5 protein-coding genes are annotated in these 17261 nt (G+C 67.0%); 4 read left to right on the forward strand and 1 reads right to left on the reverse strand.

Annotated elements, in window-relative coordinates:
• Positions 1-29 precede the first annotated feature (29 nt).
• From dsbD to dsbG, 3 genes are read left to right on the forward strand one after another with little or no spacing between them, the layout of a single operon-like run.
• Positions 30-1745 (forward strand): protein-disulfide reductase DsbD, encoded by a 1716-nt coding sequence (gene dsbD, locus JV551A3_RS22185; RefSeq protein WP_133974240.1) that lies wholly within the window; start codon positions 30-32, stop codon positions 1743-1745.
• Positions 1745-2581 (forward strand): TlpA disulfide reductase family protein, encoded by an 837-nt coding sequence (locus tag JV551A3_RS22190; protein ID WP_133974241.1) that lies wholly within the window; start codon positions 1745-1747, stop codon positions 2579-2581. Before dsbD ends, JV551A3_RS22190 begins: the two co-directional genes overlap by 1 nt.
• Position 2582: 1 nt before the next feature.
• Positions 2583-3341 (forward strand): thiol:disulfide interchange protein DsbG, encoded by a 759-nt coding sequence (gene dsbG / locus JV551A3_RS22195; protein WP_133974243.1) that lies wholly within the window; start codon positions 2583-2585, stop codon positions 3339-3341.
• Positions 3342-3693: 352 nt separating this feature from the next.
• Here dsbG and JV551A3_RS22200 read toward each other — a convergent pair whose 3' ends face one another.
• Positions 3694-16647, reverse strand: a complete 12954-nt coding sequence (locus tag JV551A3_RS22200; protein WP_133974245.1) for a non-ribosomal peptide synthetase — start codon at positions 16645-16647, stop codon at positions 3694-3696.
• A 400-nt stretch (positions 16648-17047) separates the two neighbouring features.
• Between JV551A3_RS22200 and JV551A3_RS22205 the strand changes: the two genes are divergently transcribed.
• Positions 17048-17261: sigma factor (locus tag JV551A3_RS22205; RefSeq protein WP_268939209.1), on the forward strand; the 214-nt coding region annotated here is incomplete at its 3' end.

Consider the following 17261-nt stretch of genomic DNA (forward strand, 5'->3'; position numbering starts at 1 on the left):
CCCTTTCAACGTACTGCCAAGGCGAAGACATGCGCGTCCTCCTGCTCTTCCTGACACTGCTGCTGGCCGGCCCATCGCAGGCCAACCCGTTCGATGTCAAACCGGACTTCCTGCCGGTCAACCAGGCCTTCGTGCTTACTCACGACCGCCAGGCCGATGGCCAGATGCGCCTGTTCTTCCAGATCCAGCCTGGCTACTACCTGTACCAGAAGCGCCTGAAGTTCGACGGCCTGCCTGCCGCGCAGCACCCGCAACTGCCAGCTGCCCTCAACCACCACGACGAGTTCTTCGGCGACAGTGCGGTTTACCGCGACCAACTCGAACTGCTACTCCCGGCCGATGCCCAGGGCCAGCTGCGCCTGGGCTGGCAGGGCTGTGCCGACGCCGGCCTGTGCTACCCGCCGCAAACCACGCTGATCGACCTGGGCGGCAGTGTGGCGCCGGCGGCCGAACAAGCCAGTGACCAGGCCCTGGCCAGCGATCTGCAAAAAGGGCACCTGGCCTGGAGCCTGCTGGCGTTCTTCGGCCTGGGCCTGTTGCTGGCTTTTACCCCCTGCTCGCTGCCGATGCTGCCGATCCTCGCCGGGCTGGTACTGGGCAATGGCGCCAGTGCCCGGCGCGGCTGGATATTGGCCGGGGTATATGTACTGAGCATGGCCCTGGTGTATGCCGCCCTGGGCGTGGTCGCCGCGCTGCTGGGTGCCAGCCTGCAGGCCTGGCTGCAGCAACCCTGGCTGCTGGGCAGCCTGGCGGGGCTGTTCGTACTGCTGGCCCTGCCGATGTTCGGTGCCTTCGAGCTGCAATTGCCCGCCGCCTTGCGCGATCGCCTCGACCGTGCCGGGCAAGGCACCCGTGGCGGCAACCTGTATGGCGCCGCGCTGCTGGGCGCGCTGTCCGGCCTGCTGATGGGGCCGTGCATGACCGCGCCGTTGGCCGGCGCGCTGCTGTACATCGCCCAGAGCGGCGACGTGCTGCAGGGGGCGCTGGTGCTGTTCAGCCTCGGCCTGGGCATGGGCGTGCCGCTGCTGTTGCTGGTGACCCTGGGCAACCGCTACTTGCCGCGCCCGGGCGCCTGGATGAACCGGGTCAAGGGCGTATTTGGCTTCGTGTTCCTAGGCATGGCGCTGTACACCGTGCGCGGCCTGCTGCCCGCAGCGCTGCTGCTCGCCCTGAGCGGCGCCTTGCTGATCGCCCTGGCCTGGGCGGCCTGGCCGGCCTTGCAGCGGTTGCCGGCGTTACGCGCAGTGCCGCTGCTGGGTGCCCTGTGGGGCGGCCTGCTACTGGTGGGGGCAGCGGCCGGTGGCGACGACCTCTGGCAGCCGCTGCGCCCATTCGCCGCTGGCGGTGCTGCGCCAACTACCGGCCAGCAGGCCGAGGACGCCTTTGTCACTGTCAGCCGCCCGGAAGACCTGCAACGCGAACTGGATGCGGCCAAGGCCCGTGGCCAGTGGGTGATGCTCGACTACTATGCCGACTGGTGCGTGTCGTGCAAGGTCATGGAAAAACAAGTGTTCGCTCGCAGCGACGTGCAGGCCGGCCTGGCCGGCGTGCACCTGCTGCGCCTGGACGTGACCGCCGACACCCCGGCCAGCCAGGCCTTGCTGCAGCGCTATCAGGTACCCGGCCCGCCCAGCATCATCTGGATCGGCCCGGAAGGCGACGAACGCCGCGCGCGGCGCATCACCGGTGAAGTGGATGCGGCCGCCTTCCTGCAACACTGGACCCAGACCAGGAGCCAAGGCTGATGCTGACCGTAACCCTCGGGCCACTGACCATGGCCCTGAACCACCTGCTGATGCTCACCGCCCTGGTGATCGCCAGCATGGTCGGCTGGTGGGTCGCCCGGCGTGGCGGCGAGAGCCCGGAATCGGCACTGTTCAACCTGTTCCTGATCGGCCTGCTGTGCGCACGCGCCGGCTTCGTGCTGGCCTATTGGCCGATGTACCAGGACGACCCGCTGCAGGTCATCGACATCCGTGATGGTGGTTTCCTGTTCTGGTCGGGCCTTGCCGGCATCGTGCTCGGCGCGTTGTGGCAGGGCTGGCGCCATCCGGGGCTGCGCCGACCGCTGGGCTGGGCGCTGTTCAGCGGCGCGCTGTTCTGGGGCCTGGCCAGCCTCGGTGGTCACCTGTACAGCAAGGGCACCGAACTACCCGATTTGAGCCTGCGCAAGGCCAACGGCCAATCCGTGGCGTTGCACAGCTACCGCGGCAAACCGCTGGTCATCAACATCTGGGCCACCTGGTGCCCACCCTGCCGACGCGAAATGCCGGTGCTGCAACAGGCGCAAAGCGCCTACCCGCATGTGACCTTCCTGTTCGTCAACCAGGGCGAGACCCCGGAAAACGTCAGCACCTTCCTCGCCACCACCGGCCTGAGCCTGACCCACGTGCTGTTCGACGGCACCGGCCTGCTGGCCCAGCGCGTCGGCTCCATGGCCCTGCCTACCACCCTGTTCTACGACGCCGACGGGCGCCTGGTCGGCAGCCATCTGGGCGAGCTGTCCAAGGCCAGCCTGCGCCACGCCCTGGAGCCTTTCGACCGGGCCACCGCGCCCGCCCCTGCCGCACAAGGAAACTGACATGCGACTGACTGCACTGCTGCCCCTGTCCCTGGCCCTGCTGGCTAGCCCCACCCTACAGGCCGAAGAGCTGCCCAAGGCGATTCAACAACTGCAAGCCAAGGGCGCCGTGATCAAAGGCAGCTTCGACGCCCCCAACGGTCTGCGCGGGTATGCCGCCGAGTATCAGAATAACGGCCTGGCGCTTTACCTCACCCCTGACGGCAAGCACGTACTGGTCGGCAGCCTGTTCGACGAACAGGGCAAGGACCTCAGTGCCGAGCCGCTGAAAAAGCTGGTGTATGCGCCGATGAGCAAGGAAATCTGGGCCAAGATGGAAAAAACCGCCTGGATCGCCGACGGCAAGGACGATGCACCACGCAAGGTGTACCTGTTCAGCGACCCCAACTGCCCGTACTGCAACATGTTCTGGGAACAGGCGCGCCCGTGGGTGGAGTCGGGCAAGGTGCAGTTGCGCCATATCATGGTCGGCATCATCCGCGAGGACAGCCCAGGCAAGTCGGCGGCGCTGCTGGCGGCAAAAGACCCGGCCAAGGCACTGCAGGAACATGAAAAGGCCGGTAAGGCCAGCACACTGAAACCATTGGCACAGGTGCCAGAGGCGGTGCAGCAGAAGCTCGCAGCGAACATGGCGCTGATGGAAGAGATGGGCTTGCAGGCGACCCCGGCGATCTTCTATCAGGATGACCAGGGCAACCTGCAGAGCCAGCAAGGCGCGCCGCGGCCGGAGTTGCTTGGGAAGATTCTCGGCAAGCGTTGAAAGTTACGGTGCCTGCACCGGCCTCTTCGCGGGCATGCCCGCTCCCACAGGTGCAGCGCCAAACTCGAGAACAACGCCGTCTCTGTAGGAGCGGCCTTGTGTCGCGATGGGGCGCGAAGCGGCCCCAGGGTTTCAGCTTCGCAGCAAAGATAGCCGGGGCCGCTGCGCGGCCCATCGCGACACAAGGCCGCTCCTACAAGGGCCAGTGCTGGCTTGAGGAGATATCCAAGACAGTTGCTACCACATTGTCAGCACCGACTTCCAGGCATGCACAGGACCAGTAGGAGCAATGAGGCAACCTGATGGGGCAAGAATCTCCCACCAGGGACGGCGCAGACCTCAACTGCTCAGGTCACAACCCCTCCAGCTCAGCCATCAGGTCACTGAGCCGGTCTACCTTGGCGTCATCCAGCACACTGCCCTGCAGCCCCCGCACATACACCGCCAGCTCCTCCACCGTGCTGCACTCGAACATCGCCCGCAGCGGCACGTTCAACTGCAGCTGCTTCTGCACCCGCGAGGCGATCTGCGTGGCCAGCAGCGAATGCCCGCCCAGCTCGAAGAAGTTGTCGTGCACCCCCACTCGTTCGGCCTTGAGCACATCGGCCCATACACCGGCGAGTACTTCCTCGAGCTCGTTGCGCGGCGCCTGGTAGGCCTGGCTGTGCTGGTTACCGATGTCGATGGCCGGCAGGGCCTTGCGGTCAAGCTTGCCGTTCGCGTTGTGCGGCAGGTTGTCGAACCAGCCCCAGTGCAGTGGCACCATGTACTCCGGCAACTCGGCACGCAGGCGCTGCTTGAGCTGTTCCAGCAACGCAGCGTCGGCTGCAACGCCCTGATGCGCCACCAGGTAACCCACCAGGTGCTTGCCATTGGCGCCCTCCTGCACGCCAACGGCAGCGTCGCGGATCTCGACCTGCTCGTGCAGGCGGGCTTCGATCTCGCCCAGTTCGATACGGTAGCCGCGGATCTTCACCTGATGGTCGATGCGCCCGACATACTCCAGCACCCCGTCCGGGCGCTGCCGCGCCAGGTCGCCGGTGCGGTACAGGCGTTCACCCGGAGCACCATGAGGGTGAGGGATGAACGCCAGCGCCGTACGCACCGGGTCGCCGACATAGCCCCGGCCCACACCGGTGCCGGCCACGCACAGCTCACCTGTCGCACCTAGCGGCACCAGCGCCTGGTCCTCGCCAAACAGGTACAGCCGGTTGTTGTCGGTCGGCGTGCCGATCGGCAGGTAGCTGCCACGGGTCGAGGCGGCATCGACGCGGAAGAACGCCACGTCATCGGAGCACTCCGCCGGGCCATAGGCGTTGACCAGGCCGATCTGGGGGTAGCGCTGCAGCCACTGCGCCGCCAGCTCCGGTGGCATGGCTTCGCCGGTCGGCAGCATCCAGCGCAGGCCATCAAGGGCCTGGTGGTCGTTGGCCAGCATGCCCTGGATCAGCGACGGCACGCTTTCCAGCACGCTGATGCCGGTGGCCTGCACATGCGCCAGCAGGGCCTGCGGGTCATGGGCAATGGCGTTCGGCACGATCTCCACCCTGGCGCCGAACAGTGGCGCGGCAAGGAACTGCCACACCGAAATGTCGAAGCTCTGCGAGGCCGTCTGAGCGATCACGTCCTGCTCGCCAAGCGCCAGGTACGGCACCTTGCTCAACTGGTTGTTGAGCATGCCGCGCTGCTCGACCATCACCCCCTTCGGCAAGCCGGTGGAGCCTGAGGTGTAGATCACATAGGCGAGGTTCTCCGGCCCGCTGTGAATGCCGGGGTTGTGGCTGGCCACCGGGCTGGCCTGGATGTCTTCCCAGACCAGCAACTGCGGCCGCGTCGTCAGCTCCAGCTCATCCAGCAACAGCCGCCCTTGTTCGGCACAGGCCGCGCTGCACACCAGCACGGGTGTACGGCTGAGCTGGATGATGCTTTGCAGGCGCGCCGCCGGCAGGCCCGGGTCCAGTGGCAGGTAGCCGGCGCCGGCCTTGAAGCTGCCGACGATCATGCCCAGCAGCGGCAACCCGCGTTCGGCCAGCAGTGCCACCGGCTGGTCCACGTTCACACCCGCCGCGATCAAGGCATGGCCCAGGCGGTTGGCCGCCAGGTTCAGGCCGGCATAGTCGTAGGCGGCGTCCAGGCAGCGGGCCACGGTACGTTGCGGATGTGCGGCCACCTGCGCCTCGAACTGCGCAATGTAGCTCTGCTCCAGCGGATAGGCGCGTGCGGTACGGTTGCAGTCCTCCAGCAGGAAGCGCTGCTCTTCAGCACCCAGCAACGGCAGTGCGCTCATCTCCCCTTCAAAGCCTTGCACCAGCGCCAGCAGCAGGCGCTTGAACTCGGCCAGCAGGCGCTCGACGGTCGGGTAGTCGAAGTACCTCTGGTCGAACGACAGGTGCAGGCCAAGGTCATCGCCCGGGTAGCACACTGCTGTAAGCGGGAAGTTGGTGTGGGTACGCCCCGAGTCGGAGCTGGCATTCAGGTGCTGGGCGTGGTCGAGCACGGCAGTTTCCACCGGCGCGTTCTCGAACACGAACAGGCTGTCGAACAGTGGCTGGCCCTTGGGCAGCTCGCTGCATTCCTGGATCGCCACCAGCGGCAGGTATTCGTACTCGCGCAGCTCCATGTTGCGTTCCAGAAGGCCTTGCAGCCACTGGCGCACACTGCAGCGCTCACCCGCCACCGGCAATTGCACGCGCAGGGCGACGCTGTTGATGAACAGGCCGACGGTACGCTGCATCTGCGGCATGCTTACCGGGCGCCCGGCCACGGTCACGCCAAAGGCCACGTCGCGGTCGCCACTGTAGCGCGCCAGCACCAGTGCCCAAGCCGCCTGGGCGAAGGTGTTGACGGTGAGCTGGTGGGCCTGGGCCAGCTCGCGCAGGCGCACGCCATCGCTCACCGCCAGGCGGGTGTAACAGTCGCCGACGATCATGCCGCTACCGGCATGGTCATGGCGCAGCGGGCGGTCGCTGGGGATGGTGGTGGCGCGTTCGAAGCCGGCCAGGTTGGCCTGCCACCAGGCTCGCGCATCGTCCAGGCCCTGGCGTTGCAGCCAGCCGATGTAGTCGCGGTAGCGCGGTGGCACCGGCAAGCGGACCTGGCGCCCCTCGCCGAGGGCCTGGTAGATCTCGAAGAAGTCGTTCATCAACAGCGAGCGGCACCAGGCATCGATGAGGATGTGGTGGTTGCTCATCATGAACCAGTAGCGCTCGTCGGCCACACGCACCAGGCGCAAGTGGAACGGCGCCTCGCTGAGCAGGGCGAAACCAGCCTCACGTTCCTGCTTGTGCAGGGTTTGCAGGCGCTGCTCCTGGGCGTCATCGTCGAGGCCACGCCAGTCCTGGTAGTCCACCGGTGTGTTGCCCGGCTTGTGGATGATCTGCAGCATCGCCTCGCCGGTGTTCCAGCTGAACGATGCGCGCAGCGCTTCGTGGCGCGCCACCACCGCCTGCCACGCCTGGGCGAAGCGTTCGGGGTCGAGCGCGCTGTTGATGCGGTAGCGGTCCTGCATGTAGTAAAGGCCGGTGCCCGGCTCCAGCAGGGTATGCAGCAGCATGCCCTCCTGCATCGGCGTCAGCGGGTAGACGTCCTCGATTTGCGCGGCCGGTACCGGTAGCGCGTCGATCTGTGCCTGGGTCAGGTGCGCCAGCGGGAAGTCCGAGGGCGTGAAACTGCCGTTGCCATCAGCCAGGCAATGCTCGACCAGCGCCAGCAGCTCCTGGCGATAGGCTTCGGCCAGGCAGGCGATGGTCCGCTCGTCGTAGCGTTCGGTGCTGAAGGTCCAGCGCAATTGCAGGGCACCGCCATACACCTGGCCATCGACACTCAGCCAGTTGGGCAGCGGTGCATCGAGATCGTGGGCCAGGCCGGCCGGGGCGTCCAGCGGCTGGAACAGCGCCGTGCTGTCGAACTGTTGATCGAACTGGCCCAGGTAATTGAAGGTGATGCGTGCCTGCGGCAAGGCCGCCATCCGCTCGCGCCCGGCCGTATCGGCCAGGTAGCGCAGCACGCCGTAACCCAGCCCTTTGTGCGGCACCTGGCGCAGCTGCTCCTTGATGCGCTTGATCGAGCCTGCCCGCGCCGCATCGTCGTCGCCTGGCAACGGGCGCAGGCTCAGCGGGTAGGCATTGGTAAACCAGCCGACGCTGCGGGTCAGGTCCATGTCTTCGAACAGCCCGTCGCGGCCATGGCCTTCAAGCTGTACCAGCACTTCTTCGTCGCCGCTCCAGCGGCACAGGGCACGCGCCAGCGCGGTCAGCAGCAGGTCGTTGACCTGGGTGTGGTAGGCCGCCGGGGCCTGTTGCAGCAACTGCCGGGTCTGCGCCACATCCAGGCCGATGGCCAGGGTACGGGCGTGGCGGTGCAGGTTGCCGCCCTGCGGGTGATCGCAAGGCAGTTCGCGGCGCACACCGCCCAACTGGCCTTGCCACCAGCCCAGTTCGTCGCGCAGCGAATCGCTACCTGCATAGCTGGCCAGGCGTGCGGCCCAGTCGCCCATGGCGTGGGTCTTGGCCGGCAGTGGCTGGCCACGGTACAGCGCCTGCAGGTCTTCCAGCAGCACGCGCCACGACACGCCATCGACCACCAGGTGATGGATAGCCAGCAAAAGGCGCTGGCCGCCCTGCCCGTCATTTACCAGCAAGGCACGCAACAGCGGGCCCTGCTGCAGGTCGAGGCTGCGTTGCAGGTCGGTGTACAGCGGTTGGCAATCGGCGAAGTCGGCGACCGTGGCTGTCCGCAGCAATTGGCCGGTGGCAGGCGAAGCATATTCGGCCTGCCACCGGCCCTGGGCCTGGCTGAAGCGCAGGCGCAGGCTGTCGTGGTGCTGCACCAGGGCGGCCAAGGCTTGCTCCAGCACTTCCTCATCCAGCGGCTTGCGCGCCTCCAGCAGAACAGCCTGGTTCCAGTGCTGCGGCTGTGGTACTTCACTGTCGAAGAACCAGTGCTGAATCGGCGTAAGGCCAGCCTGGCCCTGGCGCTGGCCCTGCTCGATGCTGCTGGCGGCTTCGCTGCGCTGAACGACGGCCGCCAGGGTCTGGATGGTCTGATGCTGGAACAGGTCGCGCGGGGTGAACTGCAAGCCGGCCTGACGGGCCCGGCTGACCACCTGGATCGACAGGATCGAGTCACCGCCCAGTTCGAAGAAGTTGTCCTGCACGCCAACCTGGGCAACGTTGAGCACGTCGCGCCAGATCTGGGCCAACTGCGCTTCCACCTCGTTGCCAGGCGCCAGGTACTGCTGGCGCGCCTGCTCCAGGTCCGGCAGCGGCAGCGCACGGCGGTCGAGCTTGCCGTTGCCCATCAGCGGCAGGCTGTCGAGCAGCACCAGGTGCGCCGGCACCATGTAGTCCGGCAGGTGCTGGCGGGCATCGGCTTTCACCGCGTCGCGCAGCAGGCCCTGGGCCTCGCTATCGGCAGCGGCCTGCCGGCATACCAGGTAACCCACCAGTTGCTTGCCGCCGGGCAGGTCGAGGGCCAGCACCACAGCCTCGTCGACATCGGCATGCGCCTGCAGGCGGCTTTCGATTTCGCCCAGTTCAATGCGGAAACCGCGAATCTTCACTTGCTGGTCGGCGCGGCCGACGTACTCGACCAGGCCATCGCTGCCCAGGCGCACCAGGTCACCAGTGCGATACAGGCGCCCGCCTTCGCTGCCGAACGGGTCGGCGACGAAGCGCTCGGCACTGAGGCCGGGGCGGTCGTGGTAACCCTGGGCCAGGCCGGCACCGCCGACATACAGCTCGCCAATACCGCCTTGCGGCAACAGGGCAAGGTCTTCATCGAGAATGTAGGCCGTGCGGCTACCGATGACGCGGCCGATCGGTACACTGCCCAGCTCCGCCGACAATGTCTGTGGTGCCAGGCAGGCCAGCGGCATGACCACGGTTTCGGTCGGCCCGTAGGCGTTGAAGAACTGCTGCGGCGCGAAGGCCTGGCGGATGCGTTGCAGGTGTTCACCGGTCAGCGCTTCACCACCGGTAATGACCAGGCGCACTGGCAACTGCTCGCCCTGCCCGGCCAGGTACTGCGCCAACTGGCTGCCGTAGCTGGGCGTGAAGCCGAGGATGCTCACCTGTTGCTCGCGCACCAGCTGGCAGATGTCTTCGGCGCCCCACTGCCCCTGGGCGCGCAGCACCACCCGGGCACCACACAACAGCGGCACCCACAGGCGCTCGCTGGCGGCATCGAAATTGATCGAATAGAAATGCAGCTCGCAGTCGTCGCTGCGCATGCCGAAGGCGTCGATCACCGCCTGGCAGTGCATGGCGAACTCGCCGTGGCTGACTACCACGCCCTTGGGCTTGCCGGTGGAACCGGAGGTGTAGATCAGGTACGCCTGGTGCTGCGGCAGGTTGAGGTTGTCCAGTGGCGCATCGCTGTAGGCCGAAAGGCTGGCACTGTCGTCCTCGAGGCTCCAGCGCGCCACGCCTTCGGGCAGCTGCCCAAGGGTTTGCAGCAGCGCGCGCTGGCTGAGCAGCAGGCCGATGCGGCTGTCTTCGATCATGTAGCGCAGGCGGTCGAGCGGGTACTCGGGGTCGAGCGGCACGTAGGCGCCACCGGCCTTGAGGATGGCCAGCAGGCCGACGACCATTTCCAGCGAGCGCTCCAGCGCCAGGCCCACCCGCACCTGCGGGCCGACGCCACGCTCGCGCAGGGCACGGGCCAGGCGGTTGGCCTGCTGGTCGAGTTCGGCATAGGTCATGTGCCGGCCAGCGAAGGTCAACGCGCCAGCGTGTGGCGTGCGCGCAGCCTGGGCGGCGAACAGGCCGTGCACGGTCTGGTCGAGAGCGAAATTCGGCTCGCCCTGCAATTGGCCCGCTAGCATCTTCTGCTCGGCACTGCTCAGCATCGGCAGCTCGCACAGGCGCTGTTGCGGGTTGTCGAGCAGGCCGGCCAGCAATTGCTGCCAGTGCTCGGCCATGCGTGCGATGCGTGGTTCGTCGAACAGGTCACGGCTGTAGGTCAGGCAGCAACCCAGGCGGCCGTCGAGGTCGGTCACCTCCAGGTACAGGTCGAACTTGGTGGCGCTGGCGTCGTTGACCAGGTAATCCACCTGCATGCCGGCAAGTTGGCGGCTTTGCTGGAAGGCCCAGCGCTGCACGTTGCACATCACCTGGAACAGCGGATTGTAGGCACTGCTGCGCGGTGGCTGCAGGGCTTCCACCAGCTGGTCGAACGGCAGGTCCTGGTGCGACTGGCCTTCGATGGCAACCTGGCGTACCTGCTCCAGCAACTGTGCGGCGCTCATCTGGCCGTCCAGCTCGCAACGCAGCACCTGGGTGTTGAGGAACGCGCCAATCAGCCCTTCGCTTTCCGGGCGGATGCGGTTGGCCACCGGCGCGCCAATGCGCAGGTCACGCTGGCCGCTGTAGCGGTGCAGCAAGGCGGCCAGAGTGGCAGTCATGGTCATGAACAAAGTCAGGCCGCGCTGGCTGTTGAAGGCATGTACGCGGGCGACCAGCGCCGGGTCGAGCTCGAAGCGGTACAGCTCGCCACGGTGGCTCTGCACTGCCGGGCGCGGGCGGTCGGCAGGCAGCGCCAGCACCGGGTGTTCGTCGCCCAGGCGGGCCTGCCAGTAGGCCAGCTGGCGCGCACCCTCGCCGCTTTCCAGCCATTGCCGTTGCCACACGCTGTAGTCCAGGTACTGCACCGGCAGCGGCGCCAGCGGCGATTCGCGGTCATCGACGAAGGCCTCGTACAGCTCGCCCAGTTCGCGGGCGAAGATGTCCATGGCCCAACCTTCGGTGACGATGTGGTGCAGGGTCAGCACGAAGAAGTGCTCGCGCTCTTCGGCTTTGACCAGGCATGCACGCAGCAGCGGGCCGCGCTCCAGATCGAACGGCTGGTGCGCCTGGTCGTCGGCCAGTTGTTGCAGGCGTTGTTGGCGGACATCGGCGGGCAAGGCGCTGAAGTCCTGCCAGTCGAGGTGCAGGCCGCTGTCTTCGGCCACGCACTGGTACGGCACGCCATCGATGCTGGGGAAGGTAGTGCGCAGGGTTTCGTGGCGCACCACCAGCGCCTGCAACGCGCGCTCGAAGGCATCCACATGCAGGGTGCCGCGCAGGCGCGCCATGCCGCCGACGTTGTACGCCGGGCTGTCCGGCTCCATTTGCCAGAGGAACCACATGCGCTGCTGCGAGTACGACAGCGGCACCGCCTGGCGGCGGTCGACGCGGGCGATTGCGCCTTGCAGGTTGCGTTCGCCGGCAGCGCGGATACGCGCGATCTCGGCACAGAAAGCGCCTAGCTCGCTGGCTTCGAACAGGGCCTTGAGCGGCAGCTCGACATCGCAGGCCTGACGTGTGCGCGAGACAATTTGAGTGGCCAGCAGCGAATGGCCACCGAGGGCGAAGAAGTCGTCCTGCAGGCCGATGCGCGGCAGGTTGAGTACCTCGCGCCAGATGCCGGCGACCTGCTGCTGCAACCCGGTTTGCGGCTCGACGTGCTCCCGCTGCTGCCACACCGGGGCCGGCAATGCCTTGCGATCGACCTTGCCGCTGGGGCCCAGTGGCATCTGCGCCAGCGGGATGAGTTGTGCCGGCACCATGTAGGCCGGCAGTCGCTCAGCCAGCACTGCCAGCAACGCATCAGGCTGGGCGCTGCCACTGTAGTAGCCGACAAGTTGCGCACCTACGGCATCCTTGTGAATCAGCACCAGCGCCTGTTCGACCCCCGCTTGTGCCAGCAGGCAGGCCTGAACTTCCTCGGGCTCGACCCGGAAGCCACGCACCTTGAGCTGCTGGTCGAGGCGACCAAGGTACTCCAGCGCCTCGGTCTGCACCTGCCAGCGGGCGCGGTCGCCACTGCGGTACAGGCGCTCGCCATTGCCGTCGGCCTGGGGCACGAAGCGCTCGGCGGTGAGGCCCGGGCGGCCCAGGTAGCCACGGGCCAGGCCTGCACCGCCAAGGTACAGCTCGCCCGGCACACCGGGGGCGGTCAGTTCCAGCTCGTCGTCCAGCACACGGCACAGCACATTGCCCAGCGGGCGGCCGATCGGCGAGCGTTCGCCATCGGTAGCCTGGCAGTGCCAGTGGGTGACGTTGATGGCGGTTTCGGTCGGGCCATAGCGGTTGTGCAACTGCACCTGCGGCAGCACTTGCAGCACGCGGTCACGCAGCGCGGCGGGCAGCGCTTCGCCACCGGAGAACAGCCGGCGCAGGCTGGTGCAGGCACCCGCCTGCGGCTCCTGGACGAACACCTGCAACAGCGGCGGCACGAAGTGCAGCGTGGTCACGCCATGGGCCTGCACCAACGCTGCGATGCGCTGCGGGTCGCGGTGCTCGCCGGGGCCGGCGAGCACCAGCTTGCAACCGATCACCAGTGGCCAGAAGCACTCCCACACCGAAACGTCGAAGCTGATCGGCGCCTTCTGCATCAGCACGTCGCTGTCGTCCAGCGCGTAGCTGGCCTGCATCCATTGCAAGCGCTCGGCCAGTGCCGCGTGGGTATTGCCCACGCCCTTGGGTTGGCCGGTGGAGCCGGAGGTGTAGATCACATAGGCCAGGTTGTCGCCATGCAGGCGCAGGCCAGGGGCATGGCTTGGCCAGCTGTCCAAGTGCAACTGGTCGAGGGCGATGGCGCTGACGCCGTCAACCTGTGGCAGCTTGCCCAGCAGGCTGCTGTGGCTCAGCAACAGGCCCGCATTGCAATCGGCGAGCATGTAGGCCAGGCGCTCGGCCGGGTAATCGACGTCCAGCGGCACATAGGCACCACCGGCCTTGAGAATGGCCAGCAAGCCGACCAGCAGCTGCGGCGAACGCTCGACGGCGATGGCCACGCAGGTGTCGGGGCCGACGCCTTTATCACGCAGGTAGTGGGCCAGACGGTTGGCTTGCTGGTGCAACTCGGCGTAATCCAGGCTGCCACCGTCCCATACCAGGGCGGTGCGCTGCGGGGTCAGGCGTGCCTGGTCATTGAGCTGCTCGACCAGCAGCCGCTGCGGCGTCACAGCTGGTGCCTCGCCCCAGCTCAGCAGTTGCGCGCGGCCCGGCTCATCGAGCAATTGCACCTCGCCCAGCGCCAGCTGCGGCTCGGCGCACACCTGCTCGAGCAGGGCCAGCAGGTGCTGGGCCAGGCGCTTGACGGTGCCGGCATCGAACAATTCGGCGGCATAGTCGAAGGCCAGGCTCAGGCGGCCCTGGTGGTCTTCTTCACTGTGCAGCTGCAAGTCGAACTTGGCTTCACGACTGTGCCACGGCAGCTCTTCGGCCAGCAGGCCCGGCAGGCGGCGCAGGGCAGACAGGTCGCGTTGCTGGTGGTTGAACATGACCTGGAACAGGCCTTGCTCGCGAGCCTCGGGCAAGGCTTCGAGCAGCTGCTCGAACGGCAGGTCCTGGTTGGCTTGGGCATCCAGGGTGGCCTGGCGCACCTGGGCCAGCATCTGGTCGAACGGCAGGCGGCCATCGAGTTGCGCACGCAGCACCTGGGTATTGATGAAAAAGCCGACCATGCCTTGGGTTTCCAGGCGCGGGCGGTTGGCGTTGGGCACGCCGACACGGATATCGGCCTGGCCGCTGTAGCGGTGCAGCAGCGCCTGCCAGCCGGCCAGCAGCACCATGAACAGGCTGGCCTGCTGCTCGCGAGCCAGGCCATTTAGCGCTTCGGTGAGCCTGGCCGGTACCTTGAGGCTGAAGCGGGCGGCGCGGTGGTCGCGCTGGCTGGCGCGCGGGTGGTCGGTGCACAGGTCGAGCACCGGCAGTTCCTCCCCCAGGCGCGCCTGCCAGTACTGCAGCTGACGCTCGGCTTCGCCTGCGGCCAGCCACTGCCGCTGCCAGGTGCCGTAGTCGGCATAGCCCAGGGTCAGCGGTGCCAGGTTGGCCTCGAGGCCCTGGCAATGGGCGGCGTACAGTTTGGCGAATTCGTCGAGCAGGATGTTCAGCGACCAGCCGTCAGCGACGATATGGTGCAGGGTCACCCACAGCTGATGATGTTCATCGCCCAGGCGCGCCAGGGTCGCCCGCAGCAACGGCCCCCGGGTCAGGTCGAACGGCTGGCGAGCTTCGCTTTCACGCTGGGCGGCGACCTGCTCGGCGGCCTGGCCTTCGAGGTCCAGGCGGCGAAGGTCGAACGGCTGCTGCACCAGGATGCGCTGCAGGGCCTGGCCGTTCTCTTCGGCAAACAGGGTACGCAGTGATTCGTGGCGCGCCACCAGCGCCTGGAAGGCCGCTTGCAGGGCGCTTTCGTCCAGCTCACCGCGCAACTGCAGGCCGGCCGGAATGTTGTAGGCCGCCGACTGCGGGTCCAACTGCCATAGCAGCCACAGGCGGTTCTGCGCCAGCGACTGGGGCAGCGCCTGGGTGCGTTGCAGGGTGGCGATGGCACCGCCCCGGCCACCGCCTTGGGCGATGATCGCGGCCACGGCCTGGGCATAGTCGGCCAGTACCGGCGCCTCGAACAGGGTACGCAGGCCCAGGTTGACGCCCATCTCATCGGCCAGGCGTGCGGTGGCGTGGGTGGCGGCGATGGAGTTGCCGCCCAGCAGCAGGAAGTGGTCGTCTGCCGCCACCGCTTCGACCTTGAGGATGTCGCGCCACACACTGGCGATGCGCGCTTGCAGGTCATCACCAGCTACCGTCCTGGCAACGGGCTCGCTCACCTCAGGGAAACGGGCGTAGCAGTCCAGGCTGCCATCGTCCATGCGCAGACGGCAGGCCGAACGTTGCAGCTTGCCGCTGGACGTCTTGGGCAGCGCGCCCGGGTTCAGCAGCAGGACCACGGCCGGGGCCTGGCGGCAGGCGTCGGCGACCACCTGGCGCAGGGTATTGATCAGCTCCTGGGGCTTGATCGCCTTTTGCACGTTGCGGCTGATTTCCACCGCCACGCCGATGCCCTCCTCGCCTTGCTGCTCGACGGCGAACACCGCCACCCGGCCTTTGCGCAGCACATCCACTTCGCGCTCGAGGGTTTTTTCCAGGTCCTGCGGGTACAGGTTCTGCCCACGCACAATCAGCATGTCTTTCAGGCGCCCGGTGACGAACACTTCGCCATCGCGCATGAAACCCAGGTCGCCGGTACGCAGCCAGGTCTGGCCGTCCATCTCGACGAAGGTGCGGGCACTGGCTTCAGGGTTGCGCCAGTAACCCAGGGCGATGCTCGGGCCGCCGGCCCAGATCTCGCCCACCTGGTTGTCGCCCAGCACTTGCAGGCGTTGTGGTTCGACAATGCGCACGGCATGCCCGGGCTGCGGGTAGCCACAGCTCATCAGCACACTGCCCTTGCCAGGTTCCGCACGGTTGGCGGCGAAGGCTTGCGCGTCCAGCTCCAGCGCGGCGATGCCCTGGCCACGGCGGCTGCCGCTGACGAACAGGGTCGCTTCGGCCAGGCCGTAGCTGGCGAAGAAGCTCTGCGGGTCGAAGCCACAGGCCTGGAACTTGTCGGCAAAGGCCGCCAGGCTGTCCTGGCGGATTGGCTCGGAGCCGGAGTAGGCCACCCGCCAGCGGCTGAGGTCGAGCCCGGCCAGGGAGGCCTCGCTGATCCGCTCGCTGCACAGCCGGTAGGCGAAGTCGGGGCCGCCGCTGATGGTGCCGCCGTATTCGCTGATGGCCTGCAACCAGCGCAGCGGCCGGGCCAGGAAGTAGCCCGGCGCCATCAGCACACAAGGCACGCCGCTGAAGATCGGCTGCAGCAGGCCGCCGATCAGGCCCATGTCGTGGTACAGCGGCAGCCAGCTGACGATCACATCGTCGGGGTTGAGGTCGATGCCAAAGCCTTGGCGGATCAGTTGCTCGTTGGCCACCAGGTTGCCGTGGCTGACCTGCACACCCTTGGGCAGTGCGGTGGAGCCGGAGGTGTACTGCAGGAAGGCGATGTCATCACCCTTGAGTGCGGGCTCGCGCCATTTCGCGGCCAGCGCCGGGTCCAGGCCATCCACCGCCAGCAGTTCGGGAGCGTTGGCCACTGTCAGGGCCTCCAGGCCCTGCAGGCTGTCGTGCAGCGCCGCGACGGTCAGCAGCAGGCGCGGCTCGGCGTCATCGATGATCGAAAGCAAGCGCTGTTGGTGGTGCTGGCGCGCGGACTCCGGCGGGTAGGCCGGCACCGCAATCACGCCGGCATACAGGCAGCCGAAGAACGCCGCCACATAATCTGGCCCGCTGGGGAACAACAGCACCGCGCGGTCGCCGAAGCCGGCCCGGGCTTGCAAGGCAGCAGCGATGGTGCGGGCGCGCTGGTCGAGGTCCCGGTAGCTGAGCACCGCCTGCTCGCCGGGCGCGTCGGCCAGAAAGCGCAAGGCGACTTTGTCCGGGGTCTGCGCGGCGCGCTGCGCCAGGGCCTGGACCAGCGAGAGCGGGAGTTCGAAGGCGTCCGTCATGGGGTGTTCCTGCCAGTGTCTGGTTGGGTCGGGCCGGCTGCTGCGCGAACGTGGGCGCAGCGGCATGTGGCGGCCTGAGGTGTACACAGGGGAACGGATGGGCGGGGGGAGAAATTAGCGGGGTTGGGGGTTTTGGGTTGTGTGAAAGTTGGTGGGTTTATGCCTTGAGAGGTGTGGCGCCTGGCAGATCCAGCGCCGCGCGGGCGGCGCTCGATCTCACAGGCGCTGAAAATGCCCCGACAATGCGCCCAGCGATCCCTGCGCCTTAGAACTGAAATTACATGAAACCAATTACATTTCGCATTTGACAATCATTATCATTCTGAATAGCTTGTCGCCCGTCGTAGGAAGCTTCCCAAATTTGGGTGCGTCCTTTCCCCTCTGTGACAAGGTGATTTCCATGGCGGAACAACTATCCACAAGTAAGTGCGATTCACCATTACTCCAGCCCTTCGTCGACAACCGCAACATCCTGGTCAAGATCGCTGCCCGCATCACCGGCTGCCGATCGCGCGCCGAAGATGTGGTGCAGGACGCCTTTTTCCCACTCAGCGCCGCCCCGCAGATCACTTCGTCGTTCAAGGCGCAGCTGAGCTACCTGTTCCAGATCGTGC

Origin of the sequence: Pseudomonas inefficax (assembly GCF_900277125.1) — a bacterium.
In the GTDB taxonomy this organism is placed as follows: domain Bacteria; phylum Pseudomonadota; class Gammaproteobacteria; order Pseudomonadales; family Pseudomonadaceae; genus Aquipseudomonas; species Aquipseudomonas inefficax.

What these genes read in the sequence shown, in the direction of transcription:
- dsbG (WP_133974243.1), top strand. Translation starts at nt 2,583, where the DNA reads ATGCGACTGACTGCACTGCTGCCCCTGTCCCTGGCCCTGCTGGCTAGC.
- dsbD (WP_133974240.1), top strand. Translation starts at nt 30, where the DNA reads ATGCGCGTCCTCCTGCTCTTCCTGACACTGCTGCTGGCCGGCCCATCG.
- JV551A3_RS22200 (WP_133974245.1), bottom strand. Translation starts at nt 16,647, where the DNA reads ATGACGGACGCCTTCGAACTCCCGCTCTCGCTGGTCCAGGCCCTGGCG.
- JV551A3_RS22190 (WP_133974241.1), top strand. Translation starts at nt 1,745, where the DNA reads ATGCTGACCGTAACCCTCGGGCCACTGACCATGGCCCTGAACCACCTG.